The organism is Oleiphilus sp. HI0066, from assembly GCF_001635725.1.
Genome location: NZ_LWFH01001433.1, coordinates 1 through 25,297, shown reverse-complemented (window position 1 = coordinate 25,297; position 25,297 = coordinate 1). Strand labels below are relative to the sequence as shown.

Genomic DNA, 25,297 nt, shown 5'->3' with positions numbered 1-25,297 from the left:
CTAAAATTATTAATTGACCAAACGGTCAGCTTGGAACAGGTATGCAAACCCTTAAACAAACTCTATCAGTTATGATGCTGATGCTAATTGCTACGAGCGCTGCGGCAGCAGGCGGTGGTGAAGTTCAGATGCTCGATCTAACCGCAACATGGTTAGGTGGCATATCAATCGCTATTTTCGTATTTGCATACATGCTTGTCATCGGTGAAGAGTACCTGCATTTACGTAAGTCAAAACCTGTGATGGTGGCTGCAGGTATCATTTGGATTCTTGTCGCAATTTCTTACAACATGGCGGGCGACACGACGAGTGCGCATGTGATGATTCAGCATAATATCCTTGAATATGCTGAGCTATTGCTGTTTTTGCTTGCCGCAATGACATATGTAAACACCATGCAAGAGCGTAACGTATTTGCTGCGTTGCGTTCATATTTGGTTTCTAAAGGGTTCTCTCTTAAAGCGATTTTTTGGATAACCGGTGCTTTGGCATTTGTGATCTCTCCGATTGCAGACAACTTAACAACGGCACTTGTCATGGCTGCTGTTGTGATGGCTGTGGGCGGTTCGAATGCAAAGTTTATCGGTATGGGCTGTATTAACATTGTTGTTGCCGCAAATGCTGGTGGTGCGTTTAGCCCGTTTGGTGACATCACTACACTCATGGTATGGCAAAAAGGTTTAGTTGAATTCACTGAGTTTTTTGCACTATTGGTACCATCCATTGTGAATTGGCTTGTGCCAGCATTGTTGATGTCACTGTTCTTGCCAAAAGGACAGCCAGAGGGTGTTGATGAAGCCGTGACCGTGAAGAAGGGCGGTATCGTGGTTATCTTCTTGTTCTTGGGAACTATCGCCATGGCCGTGTCTTTCCACAGTGTTCTTCACTTGCCTTCGATGGTAGGCATGATGACCGGCTTGGGTGTTCTGAAAATCTACGGCTACTACCTCAAAATCACGGGCGAGAATACCTTGCGCACCATTGAGCAACACGCTGGTATCAGCGAAACAGAGCCGGGAACCTTTGATATTTTCGATCAATTACAGCGCGCAGAGTGGGATACATTGATGTTCTTCTATGGCGTGGTGTTATGCGTTGGTGGCCTAAGTGCGTTTGGCTACCTCAACTTGGCGTCTATTTTTATGTACGAGCAAATGGGCGCGAGCTGGGCCAATATTTTGGTCGGTGTGTTGTCGGCGATTGTCGATAATATTCCTGTCATGTTTGCCGTGTTAACTATGCTTCCTGATATGTCAGTGAATCAATGGTTATTGGTGACATTAACCGCTGGAGTAGGTGGTTCGATGCTTTCGATTGGTTCTGCGGCGGGTGTTGCCTTGATGGGACAAGCTCGCGGTTACTACACGTTCTTTAGCCATTTGAAATGGACATGGGCAATCGCTTTAGGCTATGTCGCATCTATTGCTGTGCATTTTTGGATTTCGGATATGCCTTTTTGAGCAAGCTCAACGCGTTCAAAAATAATTGATTGAAAAAGGCGCCTTACTTTTACAGGGCGCCTTTTTTGGTTTTTAATGAAAGAATATGTTCACTTCAACATGCGTAGGAAGGGAGTACTTTGAGCGAAACGTTTGAGGATATGCCGCTATATCCGAAGGAACTTAGCTGGCTAGCGTTCAATGAGCGGGTTTTACAAGAGGCAGCTAATGCGGCTGTGCCAGAACTTCAACGCTTACGGTACTTAGGTATTTTTTCAAATAACATGGATGAGTTTTTTAGGGTCCGTGTTGCCGATGTCAGCCGACTCGCTGCGTTCTCCAAGGGTGGGGAAGATAAACAGTTCTATCGCGATCGCTTAACAGATATTCAAACCAGAACACGAGAGCTGCAGCAGCAATTTGAAGTGACTTACAAAAGTGTTCTTAAAGCGCTTAATCGACGTCACATCTACATTATTACCTACGAGCAGTTCAACAAGAAGCAGGGCAAAGAAGCACGCCGTATTTTCTTCGAGCAAGTGTTGCCTGAGTTAGATCCTGTCATTCTTAAAAAAGACCTGCCTTTCCCTAAAATTGAAGACGGGATGCTCTACCTAATCGTTAAGACTGTCGATCAGGAAGATACGGTTAGATATGGTGTGGTAGAAGTACCGAGTGATCGCCTTTCACGCTTTGTTCAATTACCCCCTCAGCCTGGGCGCAAAACGAAAGTATTTGCAGTATTAGAGGATATTATTCTCTACAACCTACCTGATGTATTTCGTGGTGTTATTGATATCAAACACGCCGAGGCCTACGTTTTTAAACTGACTAGGGACGCTGAGCTTGAGTTAGACGAGACCATCAACCAGAGCCTGGTTGATCGCATGGCGAAATCAGTGAAAAAGCGCTCATCGGGTGAGCCAGAGCGGCTTGTTTACGAAGAGAGCATGCCAGAAGATATGCTGTCTTTACTGACTAAGCGCATTGGTCTGGGGCGTTACGACAGTCTGATGCCGGGCGGTCGTTATCATAACTCGAAGGACTTTATTGGGTTTCCGAGCGTTGGTCCAAATTATATTGATGCCAAGCCAATGGATACTGTTACCCATCCGGCTTTAGCTGATTTCAAAGGCAACTTGTTCGATTTGATTCGTCAAAAAGATGTCTTGCTTTACTACCCTTATCATTCGTTTGATACCGTAATTGATCTTCTGAAAACGGCCGCGATAGATCCGGCGGTTACAGAGATTAAGATATGTTTGTATCGTGCAGCAGAGCATTCGCGCATCGTTGACGCCTTATTGTCAGCAAGACGTAATTTGAAGAACGTAACGGTTGTTGTTGAGCTGCAGGCGCGTTTTGATGAGGCCAATAACATTGCGTGGGCAAATCAGCTAACAGATGGCGGCGTGAACGTAATATTTGGCGTGCCCGGCTTAAAGGTGCATACCAAGCTAATTGCCATAACACGTAAAGAAGATGGTAAACCGCGCATTTATACGCACATTGGCTCAGGAAACTTTAACGAGAAAACCGCCAAGATTTATACCGATTTTAGTTTACTGACACGCAATAAAGAGATCGGCAAAGACGTTGCCAATGTGTTTGATTTTATCAATTACACCTATCGCCGCCACGCCTATAAACACTTAATGGTGTCACCACTTACACAGCGTTCAGGCTTAGTGGGCTTGATCGAAAATGAAATCTCGAATGCCAAATTAGGCAAGCCAGCCGAGATCATTATTAAGTGTAATAACCTCACCGATAAGCAAATTATTGCGCAATTGTACGAAGCATCTAAAGTGGGCGTGTCTGTTCGTATTATTTGTCGAGGAATGACATCGATAGTGCCGGGAATTAAAAGTGTTTCCGAGAATATCGAAGCCATTAGTATTGTCGATAAATACTTAGAGCACCCGCGAGTCTATGTGTTCCATAACGATGGCGACCCTAAGTATTTTATTTCTTCTGCAGACATGATGAACCGAAACATCGATTATCGTGTCGAGGTCAGTGTTCCTGTTTGTGATGAAGATGCGAAGCAGCAGCTTCAGGACGTGTTAGATATTCAATGGTGCGACAATGTGAAAGCGCGTGTCTTGGATGCGAAGCAGAGCAATACTTATAGGCAGTTTAAAGTGAACGGCTTAGTTCGCTCTCAAGAAATGATTCATCAATACTTGAGTGATGGCGTCTTGCCGACTCGGATCAAACACGCACGCGAGCGATTACGCCGAGATCTTATTAAAAAGGCAAAGAAACGTGAGCGTAAGTTAGCCTAGGCTTTGCCACGCTTTTTGTGTTCTTACTTTTTGTGCGCTTTCAGCGAGCGATAGCAACGCGCTATCTCGTTTCCATGTTTTAGCAAAGCTAGGCAATTGATCTTCTAGAAGCTTGTCTTGTTGTTCAAATGTTCGTGTTAGCTGCTGTTTGATTCCCGATAATGTCAGGTGCGTTGAGGGTGCGCTTCGGTTGCTTTTCTGCATGAAAAGAATCGCGTGCGCGCTCGCAATATATTGCTCAGCAAGTTGTGTCTGCTCTAGCTCTAGAGCAATGGATAAACGTTGGCCGCATAATGCTGCCAAAATATGCAGATCTTCTTCCGTTCTAAATGGCTTTACGTACGCACTAAACCCATCGCCAACCAGAATATCCTCATGCTGGATACGTATTCCGGTTTGCTTGAGTTTTGCATGTGCCAGTTCGGGTACAAAAGGGAGGGGAGGTAGAGGCTCTAATCCGAGTCTGTTGTCTTCATTGTTTAATTTTACGAGTACGATATCGCCATTTGCGTCAGGACGTTGATCGACTGCGCTAACAAATATGGTCTTCGCATTAGTACCTCCTGAAGCAAAGCCCTTATAGCTATCGAGCATCAGCTGACCATTCTGTTCGTAGACCCAAGTTTGCATCTGGCGAGGCTTCTTCACACCTTTTTCGTTATGGCATAGAGCTGCGATGGCATCTCGATCTAGATCAAACATGTTTTCTAATGCAGATTGATAAGCCGAGGCAAAGGCAAAACTAACCTGACGAAAATGCGCACCGGCAACGAATGCTCTTACTAGAGAATCGTCGTACTTTGAAGTGAATGATTGGTGTTTCGCTAACCAATCTTGCATCGATGAGCACCCTATAACTGGAGAGTTAGCTGCGTTTTGGATCGACGATAGTAAAGATTCAATCATCATATTTGATTTTCTAGTTTTGATTTCGACCTTGGTGTCGCCAAAAGGTTTGCTGCGCTAGTCATTCAATTCAAATGCCTGCGAAAATCGCTGAGACCTTATCTTGAATTGAATGAACTGCTAGCGGGGTTAAACAGGTGTCTTTCGTTTGCTTCGATAGAATACAGAAACTATTGGAACACCTTGATTAAGCGATTGAGCTTATTTTGGAGCCATGCGTAATGCACAGTCAATACGGATTACTTCGCCATTCAAGAGCGGGTTTTCGACCATCTCTTTGACGATACGTGCATATTCCTTTGGATCACCCAAACGCTGGGGGAATGGCAGTGTTGCAGCCAAGCTTTCTTGCGCTGCTTCGGGTAAAGAAGCCAGCATTGGCGTCATAAATAATCCCGGAGCAATGGCTAGCACACGAATCCCGTAACGAGCGAGTTCCCTTGCAGCAGGTAGGGTCATTGAAACAATACCGCCTTTGGACGCTGAGTAAGCCGCTTGGCCAATTTGCCCCTCATATGCAGCTACGGATGCCGTTGAGATGATCACACCGCGCTCACCATCGTCGTTTGCATCTCGGGTTTGCATTTCATCTGCAGCAAGGCGAAGAATATTAAATGAGCCACTTAAGTTAACGGCGATCACTTTGTTAAAGAAATCCAAAGACTGTGGACCTTCTTTACCCAGAATTTTTGCCGGAACACCAATCCCTGCACAGTTCACTGCAATGCCGACTGGCCCATGTGCAGCTTTAGCTTGATCAAAACATGCTTGCGCACTTTCGGCGCTCGTTACGTCACAGTCAAATGCTAAACCACCAATTTCACTGGCGACTTGTTGCGCCTTTTCTGTTTGCACATCAAAGATACTGACCTTCGCGCCTAGCTCTGCTAACAACCTAGCCGCTGCTTCTCCAAGCCCTGAGGCTCCGCCAGTTACAATTGCAGGAACACCATTGATATTCATTCGTACATCATCCTCGTTACTATTATTTTTGTCTTACAGTCTTTGTTTTAAAGAACTGATTATTTACGAAAGACCTTTACGTAAACGTAAATCTAGTGGATGAGCATGATATGAGTAAAGTCGGGGGGAGGCAACCAAAGCCAGCATTTGGCTTTGGTTGAAGGCTTAAGAATCTAGCTTAATGCGCCGCTGCAAGCAGAGCATCGCAGGCTTTGGCAGGATCACCGCTTTTGTTGTATTCCTCTACCCATGCAGGATAGTTGTGTACGACTGGGATTTTCTCTGGGTGAAAGCCTGGTTTAAGGTAAGCAAATAAAGGCTTTGTAAATGAAGAAAATACGCCTTTACGTCCATACATCCAAGGCAAGTTCTTAATAAACATTTTGCGACGCTCCCATTTTGAGAAGCCATCAGCCTTAAGCAGTTTGTCCCCATTAGTGAACATGATTCGCATGGTTTCATAGGTTCCGTATATAACCGCCCACACACGCATGAAATAACCAACTTTGGCAACTTTCTGCATCACATCAAATGCTACGGAACGATGCTCCATTTCTTCAATCGCATGCCATGCAAACATCGTCTTCATTCGATGATCGAAGCCTTCTGACACGTATTTTTTACTGAAGAATGCTTCTGCCATGAGCGCAGTAAAATGCTCAAAAGCTGCGGTAAGCGCGACATTGTATTCGGGTGAATATTCATTGAGATATTTGTCGATGATCTCTTTGTGCTCAGACAAAATCTCATCGATTGGCATACCTTGTTTTTTGAGCAAATTATTGAACTTAGTATGTGCGATGCCATGCTGTGCTTCTTGGCGTGTAAAGGCTTTCACATCTTCGAGTTGTTTCGGGTCTTCAATTTGGTCTCTAAATGCGCGCACGGCAGTAATAAAGTAACGCTCTCCATCAGGGAAGGTTACCTGCATTGCATCCATCAAGCGTGTGCGGAAAGGATTACCATCTAACCAGTATTTGGGAATGGTTTCGTCCAAGCCAAAATCTAACTTCTCTCGCACATCCATATCAGGTTGAAAATGCTTTCCATCATTTAGCGGCGCGTAGTTTGAGTCTGTTCTGTACATACTAGTTCTTCCTTAAAACCTACTGATTAGTTGATAGTCTTCAGGATCAAAAAGATCTTTCATCTCGTTATGCAGATATTTATTTCTCCAGCGCAAAGGTATAGCCCAAGAGAGCAAGGCAACGGGTTTAGATTGATGCCCACATACAATGCGTTGTTTGCCAGTTTGAATCGCTTTAATGACTTCGCGCACAACAGCCACTGGAGGCGTTTTTAGATACTTAGCGGTAAATTCTTCGCCACCGTCGGTATTCATTGCGATGTTTGTTTTTATTCCGCCTGGGTGAAGCAAATGCACAGAAATAGGGGAGTCTTCTAACTCAACCATCAGCGATTCTGTGAAGCCTCTTACAGCAAATTTCGAGGCGCAGTAATCAGAGGCGTTTGGCGTTCCCACGAGGCCAAAGATGCTCGACACGTTAATAATAGCGCCTTCATTATTTTGTATTAGATGTGGCAAGAACGCTTGAGTACCGTAGACAACGCCAAAAAAATTCACGTTCAGCGTTTGCCTGTATTGTTCGGCATCCATATTCCAAACTGGCTTGCCACCACCACCAATGCCTGCGTTATTGATAACCACGTGTGCAGGGCCTAGTTCGTCTTTGACGCGACGCGCAAACTGATCAACGATTTCTTTATTGCTTATATCGAACGCCTGACTACATATGCCTTTGTGGGGCAAGGATTCGAGTTGCTTCACGGTTTCTTTTAATCCTGATTCGTCGTAGTCGGTAATCGCGATCCGTGCATTTAGCTTTGCAAATTCCAAGGCATAGGCGCGCCCCATTCCAGAACCGGCTCCGGTGATGACGATGGTTTTATCTTTAAAGTTCTTCATGCGGCACTCGTTTGTTTAGTTTTATTGTGTTGCTGAGTTGAGTTCATCGTTTTGTTTTTAATCGATGACACATCTACATTAATCGAAGGTGGATAGAGCTTCAGATTCTCGTCTGTCACTGGGCCATGCCGAAGATTTTTGAGATCTACTTTATAGTCCATCGACATGTACCAAGGCGCCTTGAACCCTTGGCGAGGGAGATCTTTTAGTACTCGCTGTACATAACCTGCACCAAAATCTAAGAGGGGGCGTGTTGGCATAGTCGGGCTAGGCAGTTCAGGACATGCTGCGGCCTGATTTTTGTCACTCATGTGTTTTATCAGTCGACAGTAATGCTCGCATAGCAAGCCTACTTTTAAGGTCCAAGATGAGTTGGTGTAACCAATGGCAAAGGCAAAATTAGGTATGCCGCTCAACATCATGCCTTTGTATGCAACGGTATCGGATAAATCGACGGTCTTGTTATCGACGTTTAGCTTAATCCCGCCAAATAGTTGCACGTTTAAACCCGTAGCTGTCACGACAATATCTGTTTTGAGTGTTTCGCCTGATGCTAGCTCTATACCTTCCTCGTTAAAGCACTTAATGGTGTCGGTTTTAACTGAAGCTTTGCCTTCACTGATTGCATTAAATAAGTCTCCGTCAGGCACCGCACATAAGCGTTGATCCCAAGGGTTATATGGAGGATTAAAATGTTGGTCGACAGGGTAGTTCTTTGGCAGCAGGCTCTTATTGCTATGATGAATAATCTTACGTGCGAACTTAGGAAAACGTTGGCACAAACGCCAAATCAGACGCGAAATATTAATGTTTTTATTTCGCGTTAGTTTATACGCAAGGCGTTTAGGGAGCAGTGCGCGAAGTACGTTAGCAATCGGGTCGCTTTGCGGCATGCTCATCACATAAGTCGGCGTGCGCTGAAGCATAGTGATATGTTTTGTCTTATCCGCCATCGCAGGTAACAGCGTCACGGCTGTTGCACCACTGCCAATTATCACCACATTTTTACCTTGGTAATCGAGATCTTCCGGCCAATGTTGAGGGTGAATCACTTGCCCCTTAAAGTTTTCTATTTCCGGAAATTCTGGCGTATAGCCTTTATCGTAGTTGTAGTATCCAGCGGCGCTAAACAACCAGTTACAGGTAACTTCTTCGATGGTTTTGACGTGGCCGTTGCTATGTTCTATTTGCACAGTCCAGCACTGTTCTTGTGAGCTCCAATTGGCGCTTAATACTTTTCGACCGTAGCGAATATGTTGGTCGATTTTATTTTCGGATGCCGTTTCACGAATGTATTTGAGAATATCCTGACCATCAGCAATGACTTTTTTATCTTCCCAAGGTTTGAACTCATATCCAAAGGTGAATAAATCAGAATCAGAACGAATGCCTGGATACTTAAACAAGTCCCATGTGCCGCCAGACCGTTGGCGCGATTCAAGAATTAGATAGCTTTTATCTGGACAGTCTCTTTGCATGTAATACGCAAGACCAATCCCTGAAAGACCAGCACCAACAATGAGTGTGTGAACGTGTTTTGCAGTCGCCATAATACTTACCATCTTTTATGCGAGTTAGCTTTTTCGTTACTGTGGTGCTCATTCTATGAACAGAAAAATGATTGGTCGATATGCAAAATAACTCAATATGATTATTATATGGTGCATATTGCACTTTAATGCTGTGAAGAATTGAGGGTTTTGTATTGGCTGAAAAAATAGAAATAGCTGCGAGCACTGAAGAAAAAGAGCGTATTTATCAGTTGTTACGCCTTGGGGCCGAGAAAGCCTTGGTGATGATTAGCAAAGACGAAATCATTGAGCAGATGGAGCAGGCCGGTATGTATGGGGCGGGCGAACATTCTGACCTGGATGACCCAGTTTTAATTGCTGCAACGCGCCGTTCAATTCGCTCAAGCCTTATTCACTGGTTGAACTCCACTATAGAAAACCCCGAGCAAAAAGTAGCGCCCTTTGTTTCCGATAATATTGTGCAAAATGCCTTGGCCATTATTGAAAGAGGTGTGCCAGAACTCATGTTAGCGCTTGATAGAGCAGGACAAAACGTAGCATGGCAATACTGGATGAATGTCGCGTTTGAGATTGCTCAAAACCCGCGTGAATTGAAGTTGCTATTGGATGTGTCATTCAGGTCTATCTCAAGTTATATCGATACAAGTCGCGATTTATTGCAAAGCATATTGAAAGAATATTCTGACGATGAACAAAGTGCTTATCTGGCTAAAAAGCGTGATCTGGTAGTGACCATTCTAGAGGGGCATGGCGTACAAGTTGATAAAGCGATCAGGCAGCTAGATTACCCAATGACTCAGGCGCAACATGCGGCTGTTGTTTGGAGTGATGAGGCTAATCTTGAACTCAATGCACTTGAAAAGGCAGCAGAATATTTCGTTAAGTGTTTTCGAGATGTCGACTCCTTGTCTGTCATTGTCTCAGCAGAAGTGATGTGGATATGGGTGGGTTCTTCGGAACCGATCGATACCTATCGACTGCGTTCTTACTTCGCTAAATTAGAAACCATTAAGCTCTCTTATGCATCAGCTGGAAAAGGCTTAGAAGGCTTTCGCAAAGCGCACATGGATGCCTTGGCGGCACAGAGAATTTTGGGACGCTTCCGGTCGGGGGCAAGTATTGTGTCTTATGAACAACTGCGTCTGGCAGAGATGTTATCGCGAGATCTCGACGCAACGAATAACTTCATTCGTTATATCTTGGGCGATTTAGCACGCTCTCCGAAAGAGTTAAGACAGTCGTTGTTGGCGTATATCGGTGCTAGCTGTAACGCGAGCAAAGCGGCTGATCAATTGCATACTCATCGTAATACCTTGCTGCGCAGGCTCACCAAAGCACGAGAGTTACTGCCGCGGCCTTTGGAAGAAAACTTAATACAAGTTGGAGCGGCGCTGGAACTTTCGAGTTGGCTATCTTGATGAAAGAGTAGTATTGCCAATACCTTTAGAGATATGAGAGTGTTCATAGACAATTGCGGTAGTTTGTTTTTTAGAGGGTAACATCAAGCTAATTCTTCTTTTCCTGTCGGCGCTGGCCGACGGCAGGCCAGGGTCTTTGTTTGGCCAAAGACCCCAATACCTCAAAGGCGACCCAGATCGCTTGCGCGCTCGACGGGATTTAAGTTTCGTTCCAATCCGTCATTGCCGCGCAGGCGGCACAAAAGCGCTTTAGCGCGTTGAACGACAAAAAGTCGGCCCGAAGGGTAAGCGAAGCGCATCATCTATTGTTTAAAGTGCAATGCATGGAGTTAGACAATTGCGCACATCAAGTTGGGAGAAATATCAGGCTTTATCTAGACAGGTTTATTGAGCAAGCAGACATGAATGCCGCTATATGGCTCACCCGTAGCCAGTATGCCCCATGCAGTTCTGGCGAGTGCGATGCAGCAAAGAAGGCTTTTGTGTTTACTTCTGACGCTTAGCGCCGCAACGATAAGTGGCATCGCCTCGGCAAAAGTAGAACGTCGAACCCAACCGTACTTTTTCTTCACAATCAACTTCAGACCAGTGTATGAGTTCACCAAAGCGGTAATCATCATCATAAATGCCGTCGTAGCCTTCAGCTTTACAGATTTCCTTCGCTTTGGTCGCCATTGATAGTTCTACCTGGTTTCTAGCTCCTTCTAGGCTGCCGGATTCGTACCCAAATAAGCCCAACGGCGAATTATTAATATCAGTATCGGTCCAGCTTAGGGGTCGTTGCAGAGTATAGATGTAGCACCACTTGTTTTTAGGAATGCCGGCGGCAGGTATTCGTACGCCATGCTCGTCCTCAGGCATACATTGTGGCTTGTTGGGCTTTTGTGGCTTGGAAGTGGTGGCAGAGGAAGACTGGGTCTCGCTAGCCACTTGTTGTTGTGATGGGCTATTATTGGTGCCATGCCCACCTTGATAGCTTTGACTATTGGTCTGGCTATCTTGAGCGCTTGAGCGGTTTTGGGAATCAATCTTTTGCCACTGGTTGTTAATCTTCACGTAAGTTGTGCCAGCTACCGATTTCTTCGTTGGCTGCTGGTGGGCGGTATTAGCACGATTCGATGAGCTGCTTACGCCCGTACTTGGTGCATTGTATTTGATTGCGGCAGTTTTAGCAGAAGAAGGATTGTTGCTCTGCTCTTGGATAGCTTGATGCTGTTTATACTCTGCTTGCTCGCGCTTCTTCATTTCGGCAATACGGTTAATCTGTTCACGGCTTTCTGCGAAGATTTCGTCGGTGGTTTTACTGCCATGGTATTTTGATCGTAGATTAGTGAGGTTATCGGTGCTACCGCTGATGATGTCTTTGGAATAGGCGGTAAGGAATTCAGCTTTTGCATTGCCGCTAAGGCTTGAGCTATCGGCCATTGCAACACCAGCTCCTAGCGCTGCAACCATGCCCCAGTTGATATCCCAAGCGGATTCTTTTTCGCGCTCGCGTTCACGAAGCTTGAGCTCTGCTAGGTAATTGAGGTCATCCTGATATTGCTGCTGGAAGGAGGTTAAGATATCGCCATCCTTCACCTCTACTAGTTTAATCTTGGTGCCGATTCGATAATTTTCATGGGCGTAGACGCCATATTCGCTCTGACCTTTGTAGCGAATTTCACCAATGAACACTAGGTTTCCCAGCAAATGGACCTGATAAAAACGATTGTCGAGGTAGGACACGCCTGTCGTATCAGGGTGTTTGCGGAATATATATCGGTTTGAATTATAGTTACCCTCGGGCCCGCCCATGGAAGGCAAAAATATAAAGGTGCCTTCGAACTCTGCGCCATTTTTATGATGGTAAATACCTTTACTTGGATAATTGACATCCAGATCACGGAAAGGGTATTTAATTCGTGTTAACTGACCGATGAAATAATCACGGTCATGTTCATACCCGAAAACTAACAACCCCTCACTTGGGACGTCTCTATCGTAATAGGTTTTAACAGTTTTTCCGTCGAAGGAAACTTGATAGTAGCCATCAACCACAGCGCCATCTTTCCAACGGCCTTCGATCTCTAATTGGTCAGGAGCGCGCATCTTACCATAACCGTTTTCACAGTCGCCCTCGACACATACAGCGATCCCTCTTTCGTTTGGCAGCACCGTATAGGGCTGTCCGTGTTCATTGACGCTGGGCATCGAGGCACAGGAGAGCAATGTGACAGATAGCACCACAGAGGCAAGATTCTTCATGATTCTTTGTCCAAAATAATACAGCCGCGTGATCGCGGCTGAAGGCAGATTAAAACTTAGAAGGTTTCGCAGCTTTCTGAAATGACTTTTACACCTTGGTCATAACAGGTTTCTGCACCCATAATAGAGGCCAGGGACTTGGTGCGGTATTCCTGTAAACCGTGCCGTTTGAAGTCTTTTATGCGGGTAATGCTTTGAATGCGATTACCTTTGTAAATAACGTGTTTAATACGGCCGTCTGGGAAATAGGTGGTTTCGACGGTATCGATAATACCCGGCATATCTTGAGATTCGCTGATGAGGTAAGTGCTATAGGCCTTGTTGCTGTCCCCATTTGGCGAGCCTGTACTCATAACCATATACTCCCATTTAGGGTCGTTCATGTACTCGACATCCATGATAGTCTTGGTGAGAGAGATGGAGTAGTCGTCAGCTAGGTCCATCACCATGGTAGATTGATTATCTACTTTAGAGCTTGACTCGGTTTTGGTGCCGTTGCCAAGGTCGATTTCCATAGTAGTGGCCAAGCTAGAGGTTTTTTTGACTACTCGAGTCGATGGACTATCGCAGTCATCACCCGCAGGGGCGTAGGTGAGGGTATGGTCATCGCTAAGGTACTTTGTGTAATCCAAGCCTTCGGCAGCGTTTGACGTGTCATCACTTTCCATTTGCGCTAATAATGAACCTGACTCTTCTTTTTTCTCTGTGTTTTTTACTTCAGATGCAGCCAGTCTCTTTTGTATTGCTTCCTGAAACTCAGCGTAAGAGTTGTAGGTCTCTCGCGTATCGTCACATAATTGCCAACCAGTTAGGTTATAGAAATCAAGGTTTCTAGTGACGTAGACGTTGTGGTACTCATCGAAGATTTGAGCTAGCTGTACATACTTAGGGTCACTTAGGTTGGCGTGTTGGCCGACTGATGCCCCGGACTCCATGATAATTTGCTGATTAACTTGGTCCATCTGATAGTTGACCATTGCCTGCATACATCCGGTAGTACTTAGTACTGTGCCAGCGAGCAGTGAACCGTGGATTAGTTTCATAACTTCCCTTAACAAATTGAGTTTCTAAATTTTAGATGGTATCAAAGTTAGCGTGTTGATTTGCACCCAAAACTGGCCCATCAACCCCCTAACCCCCTATATTTGCATCGAATTTTGACCCACGTGCAAACCTATTCCTGCTTCCATTGAGCAGGAGATTTAGGAGTGATAAACGTGGCACTAATAAGTGTAATTCGACAGCGACACTCCCGTGAAGGCTTACCCTTCCGAGAGATCTCTCGCCGAATCGGAGTTTCGCGCAGTACTGTGCGTAAATACATCAACAACGAAGAACTTGATCCCAAGTATCCAGCCCGTAAAAGTCCAAGTAAGTTAGATGATTACGAACGTACGTTGAGGAGCTGGCTGTTTCGCAAGCGGAACGCTACCACAAACAACGTAAATCCGTGAAGCAGTCATATCATGACTTGGCAAATGAAAAGTGGCAAGCAAGAAGTACAAGGCAGGCCCAGATCAAAACGCACGCGTCTTCGCTTAGGTTTTGCCGGCGATGATTTTAGTTACGCGATATCTCTCTTCTTACCGACACGATCTCGCTCCGCATTTGCTCTCGATCCCGAAATCAAAAAAGAATGCATATGGGCGGGAGAACGCTACTACCCTGCTCGCGTGCTGATCGATCGTGATGGGCCGATATTGAAATCTAGATCGGGACGGTCTTGGGATACTCTTAGTACACATATTCCACACTACGAAACGAGTTTTTCGCACAGCTCAGACCCGCAACGCGCTCCCGAAATCATCCAACTTCGCGATAAAATTGATCACTGGCACTTCTATGACCACTTTCGAACTGACAGTGCTGTGCCAGGACGGCAATCTCACCTTGGAAGCCGCACAACCATCTTATCTGACGATGGGCATTACCTTGCTGCTGCCCTCCAAACGGTTATAGAAATCGGCAACGAACAAGCCTTATATGAAACCATTGAAGATGCATTTTACAGTACGCGCTTAGACAATAGCGGATGTTGGGCTATCACCTACTTTGAAGTGGTTAGATGCCTTATTGTACTAGCGCAGCAGACCTTCGATATCTTATCTTTAGTTTTGCGAACAACAAATTGTTTGATCTGCTCATCGGTTAATAAACAATCCTATCGTAAGATATTATATTGAGGTCGAACTTTCAGTAGATCTAACGTATTTAACTCCCGAAGTAATGACCAATACCCAGATTTAACGGAAAGTATGAGTAAGTGATTATTACTAAGGGAACTGTTTTGGATGGCTTGAGCATATACATATTGGTTTGATGTTGATTTTAGGAATAGCGCCCCTCCTGACTATCTCAAGAAGTATGATTTATTGATTTACGTCTCTGTATTACCCTAAGCCTGTAGGCGTGTCCCCCGGTAAGCATGGTAGTTGGCATGGCCATCATATTGTTATGAAAGGCGTTAAGGTTAATGACTCTCGTTATGTATACTCCCAAGGCTCCATTGATATACTCGAGTCGTTTGATATTGATTGGTATGCAGGCCCAGAGAATCTCTCTTGGGCGCCGCATAACTGGGAAGGGTTGCATACAACTGAAGAGCAGAAGGCGATTTTTGAAGCCTTGAGTGAGGCAAAGCAAATGGGTGACCAATATGGCCAAGAGTTGGGAAAGAACCATGCCATTAAAATCTTGAACCAGGCTAGAGACTTATATAGTAAAGGCGAGCTGTTTCAAAATAGAGATCAGGAAGATTAGTGTAATGAAAGAATTAGCCAGGAAAATGTACTTCTTGATTTACAGCGACGATATAGAGGGTTTAAAGGCTGAGTTAGAGAAGGAGCCCGAATTACTATTTGGGACGCATCAGTCCGAAACCTGGTTAAATCTAGCTGCACACTATGGCCGCGTGGATATGATTCACCTTTTAACCGATATGGGATTGGAGGCAGATGGGGATAATGGAAAGATCTCTGTACTCACATCAGCGTTACGCGGAGAAGCCAAATCTATGGAGGCGTTCGAATTACTTTTAACACTTGGAGCCAAAGTTGATGGAGTGAGATCCCGCGATTACCCGATTGCTACAGCTATTTCTTACGATAACTTTGAAGCGTTTACCATTCTCTTAGATCGAGGAGCGAGGACGGATATTCATTGGGGGCACTTTAACTACAACCCCATGACCTATGCACAATCCTTTGGTGAAGAACGGCAGCGCTTTGTTGATGAGCTAGTACGGCGTGGCGTGCCAGTGGAACTGCCACAAGAACCCCAAGAAAACGTGCAAGAGGCTAGTGTAAGCAACTCAGAAGACGCAAAAGACTTTTATACGATTCTCAAGCAGTATTATGGCGAGTTTGAAGGAAGGCAAATAACACGCATTGTCGCTAAATCAAATATTGCCGTTCGTCATATTAAAGCGTATGACCAGTCCTGCCAGATCTTGGTGAGTGATGGGATGAGGCATGCTATTCGATCGGGCATTCCGTCCGAGATCATGTTGCTCTGGCCTTTTACCGATAAGCTTTCTCCAGATTCCATCAAAGACAGTACTGCCGCATGGCCTTTCAATTTTTTACTGAACCTAGCCGAGAATTTGGTGGAAATAGAAGGACTTGTTCACGGAGATTTTTTTACGATCGATCTAGGAGAACCTATCACTGAGGGCTCGAAACTCTCAGTGCTGCTTGTCTTGCGTGAACGCACGCATTTCGAAGAAAGTGGCGTTACAGGAAATCTGTATAAAATTATCCCAATCCATGCCGAAGAGTTTGCTTTCTATCAAGAGCACGGAGCGCAAGCTTTGTTTCAGGTATTCGAAAAAAATGATGTGCCAATGACGATTGACCTAGCGAGAAAGAGCGTTGTGTAGTCCTTATAAAGGTACTGGATCGACTGCCTGTTTGCGGGAAATGGTTAGTGCGTAAAAGTACAGAGATGTCGTTATGACAAGCAACAATAACAATGAGTAGTTATTTTATGAGTTTAGGTCGCGTAATCACTTTTTTGCTACTGTCTGGGGCTTCAGTACTTCAGGCGGATGTATATGACTTTGAAGAAATCTTGAATGCGGAATCGGAGTATCAAGCAGTACGCCAGGTTGAGATTATCAAAGAATTGTCAAGGATGGTGATTGCTGAAGGTGTGTATCTACGAGATAACTTTTTAAAAGAAGAATGGCAATCTCAAACGAACGCCGAGTTAACGCTGCATCCTACTTCCGTTGTTGGTGTTGACTCACTAAATGATACAGCTCACTTGTTACACAGCGTGTTCAGATTTACAGAAACACTCCGTGTTGATGCCGATATTATATCAAAAATCAGAGAGAAAAGGGGTTTCTCTACAGGCTGAACGGGGAAAGAAGAGGCCCTTTTCTTAGATATACAAGGTGGGCTAAGTAAGCATCCCGTGGTATTTGTACAAGCCGTTAGCAATGTTTTTCCTGACGGCGCAGCGCCCAACAAAGAGATTCAAAAAGCGATTCTTAATCTTTTTGATAACGAAGATTTTTATAGATTAGGATATGCCTTTTGGACTTTTTATTTAGATACGTATAGAGAATTTGAGGAAGCAAGTGATCCAGATTTGTTTTCTGTTAAACAATTGAGCTGGGCGTTTGATGAAGACGAATTTCTACAAGCTTATTTAGATCTACATCTCGAGAAATCTCCGTTTTTCCAACAAAAATTGAAATATGTAAGACGACGAACTCAATACAACAAAGGAGATCCTAATGCCATTTACTACCATCTCCCACGCATTATTTTTCATAAAAATGATATGAATGAGGTCTATGGGTGTGAAAAGTTGCCGAGAGATCGTCTGATGTATTTGTTGGATGGCTATGATGAGGAGTTTAAGAACAGTGTGTATCCCATATAAATGTTCGTATCATTTAGCGAAAGCTGGCGTTCGAGTTAAAAGTTCAGCCGCGCTAATTTTAAGCTTCGTTATTCTTAGGTTGTCGTTAATTGAGCAGCACAAGACCGCCTAAGGAGGAATTCAATTAAGTATGAATATCTTGATATTCTAGGTCCGCTATTTAAAGACGACCTGACGTAAGCTCAGACTGCAAACATACTGATGCGACTTCCGCTTTTGTCTAGCAAGTAGCATTCACAAGTAGAGATTTCTAAGCATTACAACTCGATCTTTTTGGTCAACATCTAAGCCGAAACCAATAGTTTCCAGTCATCTTATGTTCGGTTGAAAATGGCAATCTAAAGCGACCTCGTTCAATCACTCAGTGATTCAGGCAGACTTCTTGGCTAGGACTTTATTCGGCTAACCATTGAAGTACTTGCTCGTGTATTTCAGGACGGTATAACAAGTCAAAGTGATTCATGGCGTATGTAATCGATTGATTCTCTCTAGCAATGTTTAATGACATTTCCTGTTTCGTGTGCTCACCCAGAGCGCTCGAAACAGGTACTAGTCCGTCACCTAGCAGTTTGTCTTGGAGATCTCCTCGATCAAGGCCAATCGTGCTTGCAGCGGCATAACACTTTACGTCCCTCGGTAAGGGAATGATATGTTCTGGCCCTTGACGGCGTTTAAATCGATCAAAGCACTGCCAGTCCTCATCCACGATAATGCCATAACGCAAGTCAGTGATACCCGAACTTCGAGCCATCCCCAAGCGCGCCAATGCAGCCGAATAGGGAATGACACTCCAGAGTGTTTCGAGCCAATTGCTTTTGCGTTCTAGAGGCGCACCATGATGAGGTGTACCCAAGAAAACAACCTTACACATCTTCGAAATCCATTTACTTTGAGCACCGTAATGGCATGCACTGCGTGCCACAAGACCACCCATGCTATGCGTTACCAAACTAATTTCCTCAACATCTACAGGCCAATTTTCTAGCAGTTTCTCTAAACACTGCGCTAGCTCCCGACCGTTTTGCGATATGTGTTTGCCACTGTTGTAGCGCAAATATAACGGTGTATAGTTCAGATCACTTTCAAGGCCATCAGCATGACTCGCACCATCACGCTGCCACTGGGCATCACTCATGCAAAGACCGTGAATCAACACCACAATTTTGGAGCCAGGATTGGCGACTTGGTGAGTTATCTTCTCAGTTTCCAGAATCAGGCTCTGAGCTTTGTGCCGAAGCTGCATCGTAAAAGCGATAGGGTTACCGGTCTCCTCTAAATGGTCTCCTATTAGACCATTTAATGCGGCCGACAGATGACCAACCAGTGCAGACTGTTGGTGCTCGGAAGGGATTTTCACGATCGGCAATAGCGTCTTTACACCCGAGCGGAAAGTATTGTTAAAAGAACGAATCGTTCGATAGGTAAAACCCGTTATACCCTTCGTGTGTTTAGAGCGACTCTCGCTCCAGGGCATTTGGTGACGTGAGATATCTGCATGCATAGCTTCAACAATCTCGGTCACGGATGCGACTAGATCAAAAGCTAGCAAACTGCCGCCTTGTATTAATTGCACCGTCTCTTTAGACACAGACATCCTTTGCCTCCTCTATCCCTAACTTGATCGCTACTACCATCATATAGATAAAGCGTCTACCCAAGCTAATTAAAATCTAGAGTTAGGCCAATATAATTTGAAGCATGGATACTACCTCTATTTAACGTGCACTGTTAATCCTTAGTAGTAGTGACACTCATGTTGTCGTTCTCGCACCCAATCAGTAATGACTAGATAGGAAACACTAAAGCTTTACCGTACCTTCGGAATTAGAACGAAGGGACAATCCCCTTGAGTTCGAAGAACTCAGGGTCGCCTTTTGAGGAAGATGATTTGCGAAGCAAGAGAGGCTGGCATGTTCCACCATAAGACCTTTGGCGATGCAAAGGTCTTAAGGTGCCGTCGGCTGCGGCCGACAGGAAAAGACGAATGACGAACTGTCTAAAAAAGTAACTTAAACGAGCTGCGTTAAGCTGTCTTTGGAATAGTCTTCTAGTTCGTCTAAGCGTTCTTCACGCACTTTGATCACCCATTCAGGGTCTTGCAACAACGCACGACCAACCGCAACTAAATCGAATTCGCCGCTGTTGATGCGATCATTCAACTGAGTAATCGAACCTGCTTCTACACCTGCCTGCGCTGACATATTCATACCATGTTCTTCACCAACGAAGCTGGTATTTAAGCCAACACTACCGACTGTGATAACCGGCTTACCGGTTAACTCTTTGGTCCAACCTGCTAAGTTCATGTGGCCGTTTTCTGGCGCATCTTCGAATTCTTTTTCCCAGTAACGACGCGTGCTGCAATGGAATATATCCACGCCGGCTTCAACCAAAGGAGTTAGGAATGTTTTCAATTCTTCTGGTGAGTTAGCTAAACGCGCATCGTAGTCTTGCTGCTTCCACTGAGAAAAGCGGAAGATAATCGGGAAGTCTGCACCCACACGCGCACGAATCGCTTTCACAATTTCTACTGCGAATTTAGTGCGGGAAACGAGATCGCCGCCATAACTATCGTCACGCTGATTGGTACCTTGCCAGAAGAACTGATCAATCAGGTAGCCGTGAGCACCATGCACTTCCACTGCATCAAAACCGATGGCTTTGGCATCTGCTGCAGCCTGCGCAAATGCTTCAACGACTTCATCGATATCTTGCTGATTCATCGCTACGCCGTTTTCTCTGCCCGGCTTAAATAAGCCAGAAGGGCTGTGGCCAGGAACAGAAGTATCTGGCTCTATGCCTTCTTTACGAACTGAGCCGACATGCCATAGCTGCGGGGCAATTTTGCCGCCTTTTGCGTGTACTGCATCAACCACTTTTTTCCAGCCCGCTAAGGATTCTTCACCGTGCATAAAAGGTACGCGCGCATAACCATTAGCAGCCTTATGACCAACCGTGGTGCCTTCGGTAATAATCAATCCCACTTCGTTTTCTGCACGGCGAGCGTAATACGCTACGTTTAAATCATTCGGTACATTGCCCGGAGAAAAGGTACGTGTCATTGGCGCCATTACAATGCGGTTTTTTAGTGAAAGGGGGCCTAACTCAATCGGATCAAATAATGGGGAATTGCTCATAATACTCTCGTCGTTAGTTCTATTGCATAGGCTCTAATTATTGAGCGCTTAAGTACGAACCAGCGCAGCAAATTGCTGCATGGTTTGATGAAACATGTCTTTACCGTGCAAGCGAGCGTGATATAGCGCTCCCTTACAACTAAAAATAAATAAGCCAGCTAGGGCTCTGGCAGAGTCTTCAGCGGATGCGCAATCTGGGATATGGGTAGAACGGAACTCTCCAGCCTCTATGCCTTGCTTAATGACCTGCTCAACCCAGTTCAGCTCAATATCGCCAAGCTGCTTTAAACGCTCGCGAATGCTGTCGTCCAATACAGGTAAGTCATTATGAAAGGCACTGATCGGGCACATTAGGTGTTCATTGAGGGTGTGTTTTTGCGCGGCCTTGAAATAGCGCTCTAACTTATTCCAGTTACTTGAGCCTTTCGCCTCGAAATTATTCAGCCCTTCTTCTAGCCACTGCTGAGTCCAGTCACACAGGGCTAAACCCAGATTTACCTTTTTTGGAAAGTAGTGATGTACGCTGGCTTTCTTGATGTCGAACTCGCGGGCGATATCTAGAAAGCTAAAGCCGTTGTAGCCGCGGGCACGTAAAAGCTCAGCCGAATAGTCGATGATTTGTTGTCGGGTGTTGGTTGTCATGTGTTCATCCTACCTACCGGTAGGTAGGCAGGTCAAGCGGCATTATTTGCCCAACCAAACTCGATGCCAGCATGTGCACAGCGAGGCTGCTAAGCGCTATTTTTATCAATAGTATGATTTTGTCGTTGTCTGCCTTTATGCGCAGCTTAGTGCCCAAAAATGAGCCGGCTATCGCACAGACGATCATTACACTGATCAGCAATAAGCTATCACTCAAAAACGGGGTGATAGCCAAATACACTGGGATTTTTGCAAGATGACTGATCGTCATAAACATGGCGCTGGTGGAGATAATCTGATCGTTAGATTCTAATTCTTTAGTCAAAACGGATAAGGCTAGCGGGCCCGGCGCTCCAACGATTAGCCCTAAGCCGGTCTGGAGAAAGCCAATCAAATAATAACTTTCAAACTTCTTTATAAATGCGCCAAAGGTTTTGCTCCACAGGTTGAGAAGTAGATAGCAAGCAATCGCAACAGGCAAGAATTGCAGGGGAATATTAAATAGCGCGAGGCTAAATACGATCGTCCCTAGAACTGAGCCGATCAAAAATGCAGGAAAGAGGTGCCACTGAACATCAGACAGTGAAAAGAACATTCGTGAAGCATTACTCGCAATCTGGGTAATGCCATGAATCGGAATGATAATGCTTGGGCTAAGAAACAGCGGAAGAATCGCAATCAGTAGCATCCCCCCACCAAAGCCAATGACGCCTGCGATGATAGACGTGATTAATGTGATGAAACCGAGTGTAAGGATCATGCCCATTTTATAAGCCGTAAGCTGGTCGATAGTTATGAGATCTTTGCATGATGCCCTTTCGTTACGGTAACGAAGCCTCAAATTTTTGAACTAACATATTCATCTCTCTACCGTGATGATATGTCTGCCTTTCTTGTTCTGTTCGGTGAATGCGAATCGCTGTTTTGAAGAACGGTGCGTCATACACGAAGGTATGAAATTCACCGACTTCTCCGCAAGGGTCGACACACTCGGGTAATCCCTCAAGCAGGGAATTATCGTAGTCTGCGCCGCAGCAGTGTTCCTCAAGATGTTTTAGATTAATGCTTTGCAGCAAGGCTCGAATCGGTGTGTTGATGATTTGTCGAGCGATCTCTCGAGACAGATCTATCTGTTCTTCGATTAAGAGCGGAAATACACACTCAATAACTGTTTCTGAAAATAGTTTTTGTCGAAACTCGACAATGCCGTTGCAGTATAAATCGCCAAATGCGATAGCATCGAATGGAACGGTCCAGTTCGCTAAGCCCTCTAATAGTGTGTTTTTGTATACTTCGTTCGATACTTGGTCGGCCATCTTGATTTCGAGTAGGGGGAGCTCCATTGCTTGGGCTTGAAGACGCACATACTCGATGGGAGTAGCTTGAATTGGCACAAGCGATTTGCTTTCAGAGTACGTCGTAACTAAACCAACAACTTCATATTCAGTTGACTCAATCATTCGTTGCATTGTAAGTGCTGAATCCTTTCCAGAACTCCAGCTAATAATTACTCGCTTCAAGTGCCGTGCCTTAGTTGGCGGTGATATCGATTCCGTAATTCTAAAAAATAGCCATCCCAATAGCACTAGAACAGAATCAATTATGTAAAAATAGCGTAGTGATTCATTGAGAGCAGTTTAATGTGAATGCTGTGATCATTGCTTCAGCCAACAATAATTAAGAGTAATAGCTATGAATGTTCTGATCACTGGTGCCTCTGGTTTTATTGGAGGGAGGTTAGCCTCTTATCTACTAAACAATGGGGTATACAAGGTGCGGGTAACCGGCCGTTCACAAGCCTTAATCGAGCAGTTTTCTGGAGAAGCAGTAGAGTGCTTAATTGGTGATTTAAGCGATGTAGAATTTACCAATCAGCTAACGAAAAATATCGATGTGATCGTTCATTGTGCTGGTTTGGCAGGTACTTGGGGAGACTACCAAGATTATTATCAGGCAAATGTTCTATCGACCCAATTGCTTGCGGATTCAGCGAAAAAAAATGGTGTGATGCGTTTTATCAATATCTCATCGCCGAGTATTTATTTAAATTTTGAGCATCAACTCGATGTAAAAGAGGACTATCTTCCCGCTGAGTTTTCAAATCATTATGCGCGCACTAAATACGAAGCTGAAGTCTTGGTTCAAGCTGCGCATTCGGAGTCTTTTCAAACCATATCATTGCGCCCACGAATGGTGATCGGGGCGGGCGATAACAATATTTTTCCGAGATTGCTAAACATGCAGAAGCAGGGCTTATTGAAGCAAGTGGGCGATGGTCATAATATCGTTTCGATGACTTCGATACAGAATTTATTGGTGTTAATTGAGCAATGTTTTGACGCGCCAAGTAAGGCAATGGGTCGCGCTTATAATGTCAGCAATGCGCAGCCAGAAAAGCTTTGGGAAGTGATCGATCAACTCTTTGTTGCAATGGAAATGTCAACAAAGCGGCCTTCTGTACCGTTTAAGTTGGCTTTCACTTTGGCGCGTTGCAATGCTTTTCTTAAAAAGCTGTTTCGTGTGAAAAAAGAGCCAGGCTTGTTGCCTGTGCCTGTTTCAGTGATGGGTAAATCAATGACGCTAAATATAGACGAAGCAAAGATGAGACTTCATTATCAGCCGACGGAGACAGCACATGATTCAGTCGAAGAATTTATTTCGTGGTGGAAAGCTCAGTCAAACAAGATTTAGATAGTTCGATTTAGTTTTTATGATCGCTCGCGTCGCAGTAGGGCGGTGTGGCGGTTTTACCACAGCCGCAAAGTGTTTTTGCTTCATCGCGATCCACTTGAAAGACAAGCGGGCGGATTTTTGAACCGTCATGCGAGCCATTGCAAAAAGGCAGGGTGCTCGAGTTCGAGCAGCTACACCAAAAGTAATACTTATTGCGTTTAAGCGAATGTTCTGAAGCTTTCGGGCAGTGTGTGCTCATGATGCTTTGCTGAATTATTGAGCGCTAAAGAATAAAGAAAAGCGTAAGGAATACCAACAGTTGATGCTTGAAACAATGCGGCGAAAGAAATGGGAAGAAGGAAATACTGGATAGTGGATTTGGGTGGGGAATGACCAGCTAGCCCTTCATTCAGATTGACGGGCTAGCTGGTAGAGTTCGGAGCTTGTTATTTACACTCGCTCAAGCTTTTGACCATTCCTTCGATCAGCGCATTGTAATGGCCTGGGCCTTCTTCAATTGCGCTACCAAGCGGGTCCATAATGCCGATGGTTGTGACCACTGAGCCTTCGAATACATTGCTCACTAAGCCTGAGTCAAACTGAGGCTCTGCAAAGACACAGGTCACATTGAGTTCCGTGACTTTATCTTTAATTTCTTTGATGCGTGCTGGACTTGGTGCTTCGGCATCTCCAAGTGTAATGGATCCAGTTGCTGGAACATTGAAGCGTTTTTCAAAGTATTGATAGGCATCGTGGAAGACGACAAACTTTGGTTCACCCAGTTCTGAAATTTGTGCTTGTGCGTTTGCAATTAGTTCATCCAGACCTGCGATTGCCTTTTCAGCATTCGCTTCGTATTTGTCAGCGTTTTCTGCATCCATTTTTGAAAGAGTGTCTTTAATCACAGTCACCCAGTTTTTCGCATTAACAGGGTCAAGCCATGCGTGAGGGTCTACTCCGTCATGGGCATGGTGATGACCTTCATGCTCATCATGTCCATGGTCGTCATGTCCGTGATCATCATGCTTGTCGTGTCCGTGGTCGTCATGCTTGTCGTGTCCGTGGTCGTCATGCTTGTCGTGTCCGTGGTCGTCATGCTTGTCGTGTCCGTGGTCGTCATGCTTGTCGTGTCCGTGGTCGTCATGCTTGTCGTGTCCATGGTCGTCATGATCGTCGTGTCCGTGGTCGTCATGCTTGTCGTGCCCATGTTCGTCATGATCGCCATGATCATGGCC

23 protein-coding genes are annotated in these 25,297 nt (G+C 45.0%); 10 read left to right on the top strand and 13 right to left on the bottom strand.

Annotation, left to right across the window (positions count from 1 at the left end; translation table 11 throughout):
- Window positions 1–41: 41 nt before the first annotated feature.
- A complete protein-coding gene (gene nhaD / locus A3738_RS21960; RefSeq protein WP_068480523.1) occupies window positions 42–1,460 on the top strand; it encodes a sodium:proton antiporter NhaD in 1,419 nt (472 codons plus the stop codon).
- Window positions 1,461–1,579: 119 nt separating this feature from the next.
- Window positions 1,580–3,727: a polyphosphate kinase 1 gene (gene ppk1 / locus A3738_RS21955; RefSeq protein WP_197472605.1), complete on the top strand. Its 2,148-nt coding sequence runs from the start codon at window positions 1,580–1,582 to the stop codon at window positions 3,725–3,727.
- Here ppk1 and A3738_RS21950 read toward each other — a convergent pair.
- The 5 genes from A3738_RS21950 to A3738_RS21930 all read right to left on the bottom strand — a co-directional run bounded on the left by A3738_RS21950 (window position 3,719) and on the right by A3738_RS21930 (window position 9,073).
- On the bottom strand, window positions 3,719–4,567 hold the full coding sequence (locus A3738_RS21950) for a hypothetical protein (protein ID WP_156502873.1): 849 nt from the start codon (window positions 4,565–4,567) through the stop codon (window positions 3,719–3,721). The two genes, ppk1 and A3738_RS21950, sit on opposite strands and share 9 nt — an antisense overlap.
- A gap of 267 nt (window positions 4,568–4,834) precedes the next feature.
- On the bottom strand, window positions 4,835–5,596 hold the full coding sequence (locus A3738_RS21945) for an SDR family NAD(P)-dependent oxidoreductase (protein ID WP_068480529.1): 762 nt from the start codon (window positions 5,594–5,596) through the stop codon (window positions 4,835–4,837).
- A gap of 178 nt (window positions 5,597–5,774) precedes the next feature.
- Window positions 5,775–6,683, bottom strand: coding sequence for a metal-dependent hydrolase (locus A3738_RS21940; RefSeq protein WP_082878632.1), 909 nt, complete (start codon window positions 6,681–6,683; stop codon window positions 5,775–5,777).
- A 12-nt stretch (window positions 6,684–6,695) separates the two neighbouring features.
- On the bottom strand, window positions 6,696–7,523 hold the full coding sequence (locus A3738_RS21935) for an SDR family oxidoreductase (RefSeq protein ID WP_068480532.1): 828 nt from the start codon (window positions 7,521–7,523) through the stop codon (window positions 6,696–6,698).
- Window positions 7,520–9,073 (bottom strand): NAD(P)/FAD-dependent oxidoreductase, encoded by a 1,554-nt coding sequence (locus A3738_RS21930; protein ID WP_068503369.1) that lies wholly within the window; start codon window positions 9,071–9,073, stop codon window positions 7,520–7,522. The genes A3738_RS21935 and A3738_RS21930 overlap by 4 nt, the downstream gene beginning before the upstream one ends.
- A gap of 155 nt (window positions 9,074–9,228) precedes the next feature.
- On the opposite strand from A3738_RS21930, the gene A3738_RS21925 reads away from it, so the two are divergent.
- Window positions 9,229–10,473, top strand: coding sequence for a CdaR family transcriptional regulator (locus A3738_RS21925; RefSeq protein ID WP_068480539.1), 1,245 nt, complete (start codon window positions 9,229–9,231; stop codon window positions 10,471–10,473).
- A 486-nt stretch (window positions 10,474–10,959) separates the two neighbouring features.
- On the opposite strand, the gene A3738_RS21915 is transcribed toward A3738_RS21925, so the two are convergent.
- Window positions 10,960–12,720, bottom strand: a complete 1,761-nt coding sequence (locus A3738_RS21915) for a hypothetical protein (protein WP_068476049.1) — start codon at window positions 12,718–12,720, stop codon at window positions 10,960–10,962.
- A gap of 56 nt (window positions 12,721–12,776) precedes the next feature.
- Window positions 12,777–13,763: a hypothetical protein gene (locus A3738_RS21910; protein WP_068476048.1), complete on the bottom strand. Its 987-nt coding sequence runs from the start codon at window positions 13,761–13,763 to the stop codon at window positions 12,777–12,779.
- A 165-nt stretch (window positions 13,764–13,928) separates the two neighbouring features.
- Here A3738_RS21910 and A3738_RS32705 point away from each other — a divergent pair, with 165 nt between their 5' ends.
- The 6 genes from A3738_RS32705 (at window position 13,929) to A3738_RS21885 (ending at window position 17,610) form a co-directional block, all read left to right on the top strand.
- Window positions 13,929–14,174, top strand: coding sequence for a helix-turn-helix domain-containing protein (locus A3738_RS32705; RefSeq protein WP_156502365.1), 246 nt, complete (start codon window positions 13,929–13,931; stop codon window positions 14,172–14,174).
- Window positions 14,175–14,186: 12 nt separating this feature from the next.
- On the top strand, window positions 14,187–14,903 hold the full coding sequence (locus A3738_RS21905; protein WP_068500538.1) for an AAA family ATPase: 717 nt from the start codon (window positions 14,187–14,189) through the stop codon (window positions 14,901–14,903).
- A gap of 226 nt (window positions 14,904–15,129) precedes the next feature.
- Window positions 15,130–15,480, top strand: coding sequence for an AHH domain-containing protein (locus tag A3738_RS21900; protein WP_197473961.1), 351 nt, complete (start codon window positions 15,130–15,132; stop codon window positions 15,478–15,480).
- Window positions 15,481–15,484: 4 nt separating this feature from the next.
- On the top strand, window positions 15,485–16,597 hold the full coding sequence (locus tag A3738_RS21895) for a suppressor of fused domain protein (RefSeq protein ID WP_082878322.1): 1,113 nt from the start codon (window positions 15,485–15,487) through the stop codon (window positions 16,595–16,597).
- 92 nt (window positions 16,598–16,689) lie between these two features.
- The gene (locus A3738_RS21890) at window positions 16,690–17,079 is read left to right on the top strand and encodes a hypothetical protein (RefSeq protein WP_068476213.1); all 390 of its coding nucleotides are present in this window, start codon (window positions 16,690–16,692) and stop codon (window positions 17,077–17,079) included.
- 57 nt (window positions 17,080–17,136) lie between these two features.
- Window positions 17,137–17,610: a hypothetical protein gene (locus tag A3738_RS21885; protein WP_068476212.1), complete on the top strand. Its 474-nt coding sequence runs from the start codon at window positions 17,137–17,139 to the stop codon at window positions 17,608–17,610.
- Between the two features lie 394 nt (window positions 17,611–18,004).
- Here A3738_RS21885 and A3738_RS21880 read toward each other — a convergent pair whose 3' ends face one another.
- The 5 genes from A3738_RS21880 to A3738_RS21860 all read right to left on the bottom strand — a co-directional run bounded on the left by A3738_RS21880 (window position 18,005) and on the right by A3738_RS21860 (window position 22,909).
- Window positions 18,005–19,204: a triacylglycerol lipase gene (locus tag A3738_RS21880; protein ID WP_068501231.1), complete on the bottom strand. Its 1,200-nt coding sequence runs from the start codon at window positions 19,202–19,204 to the stop codon at window positions 18,005–18,007.
- A gap of 415 nt (window positions 19,205–19,619) precedes the next feature.
- The gene (locus tag A3738_RS21875; protein WP_068482349.1) at window positions 19,620–20,747 is read right to left on the bottom strand and encodes an NADH:flavin oxidoreductase; all 1,128 of its coding nucleotides are present in this window, start codon (window positions 20,745–20,747) and stop codon (window positions 19,620–19,622) included.
- Window positions 20,748–20,795: 48 nt separating this feature from the next.
- Window positions 20,796–21,389: a TetR/AcrR family transcriptional regulator gene (locus A3738_RS21870; RefSeq protein WP_068482352.1), complete on the bottom strand. Its 594-nt coding sequence runs from the start codon at window positions 21,387–21,389 to the stop codon at window positions 20,796–20,798.
- Between the two features lie 13 nt (window positions 21,390–21,402).
- The gene (locus tag A3738_RS21865; protein ID WP_068482353.1) at window positions 21,403–22,155 is read right to left on the bottom strand and encodes a sulfite exporter TauE/SafE family protein; all 753 of its coding nucleotides are present in this window, start codon (window positions 22,153–22,155) and stop codon (window positions 21,403–21,405) included.
- 55 nt (window positions 22,156–22,210) lie between these two features.
- On the bottom strand, window positions 22,211–22,909 hold the full coding sequence (locus A3738_RS21860) for a hypothetical protein (protein ID WP_068482356.1): 699 nt from the start codon (window positions 22,907–22,909) through the stop codon (window positions 22,211–22,213).
- Window positions 22,910–23,081: 172 nt separating this feature from the next.
- Between A3738_RS21860 and A3738_RS21855 the strand changes: the two genes are divergently transcribed.
- The gene (locus A3738_RS21855; RefSeq protein ID WP_068482358.1) at window positions 23,082–24,080 is read left to right on the top strand and encodes an NAD(P)-dependent oxidoreductase; all 999 of its coding nucleotides are present in this window, start codon (window positions 23,082–23,084) and stop codon (window positions 24,078–24,080) included.
- Window positions 24,081–24,508: 428 nt separating this feature from the next.
- Here the strand turns inward: A3738_RS21855 and A3738_RS21850 are convergent.
- A partial coding sequence (locus A3738_RS21850; RefSeq protein WP_068763852.1) for a zinc ABC transporter substrate-binding protein occupies window positions 24,509–25,297 on the bottom strand: 789 nt, incomplete at its 5' end.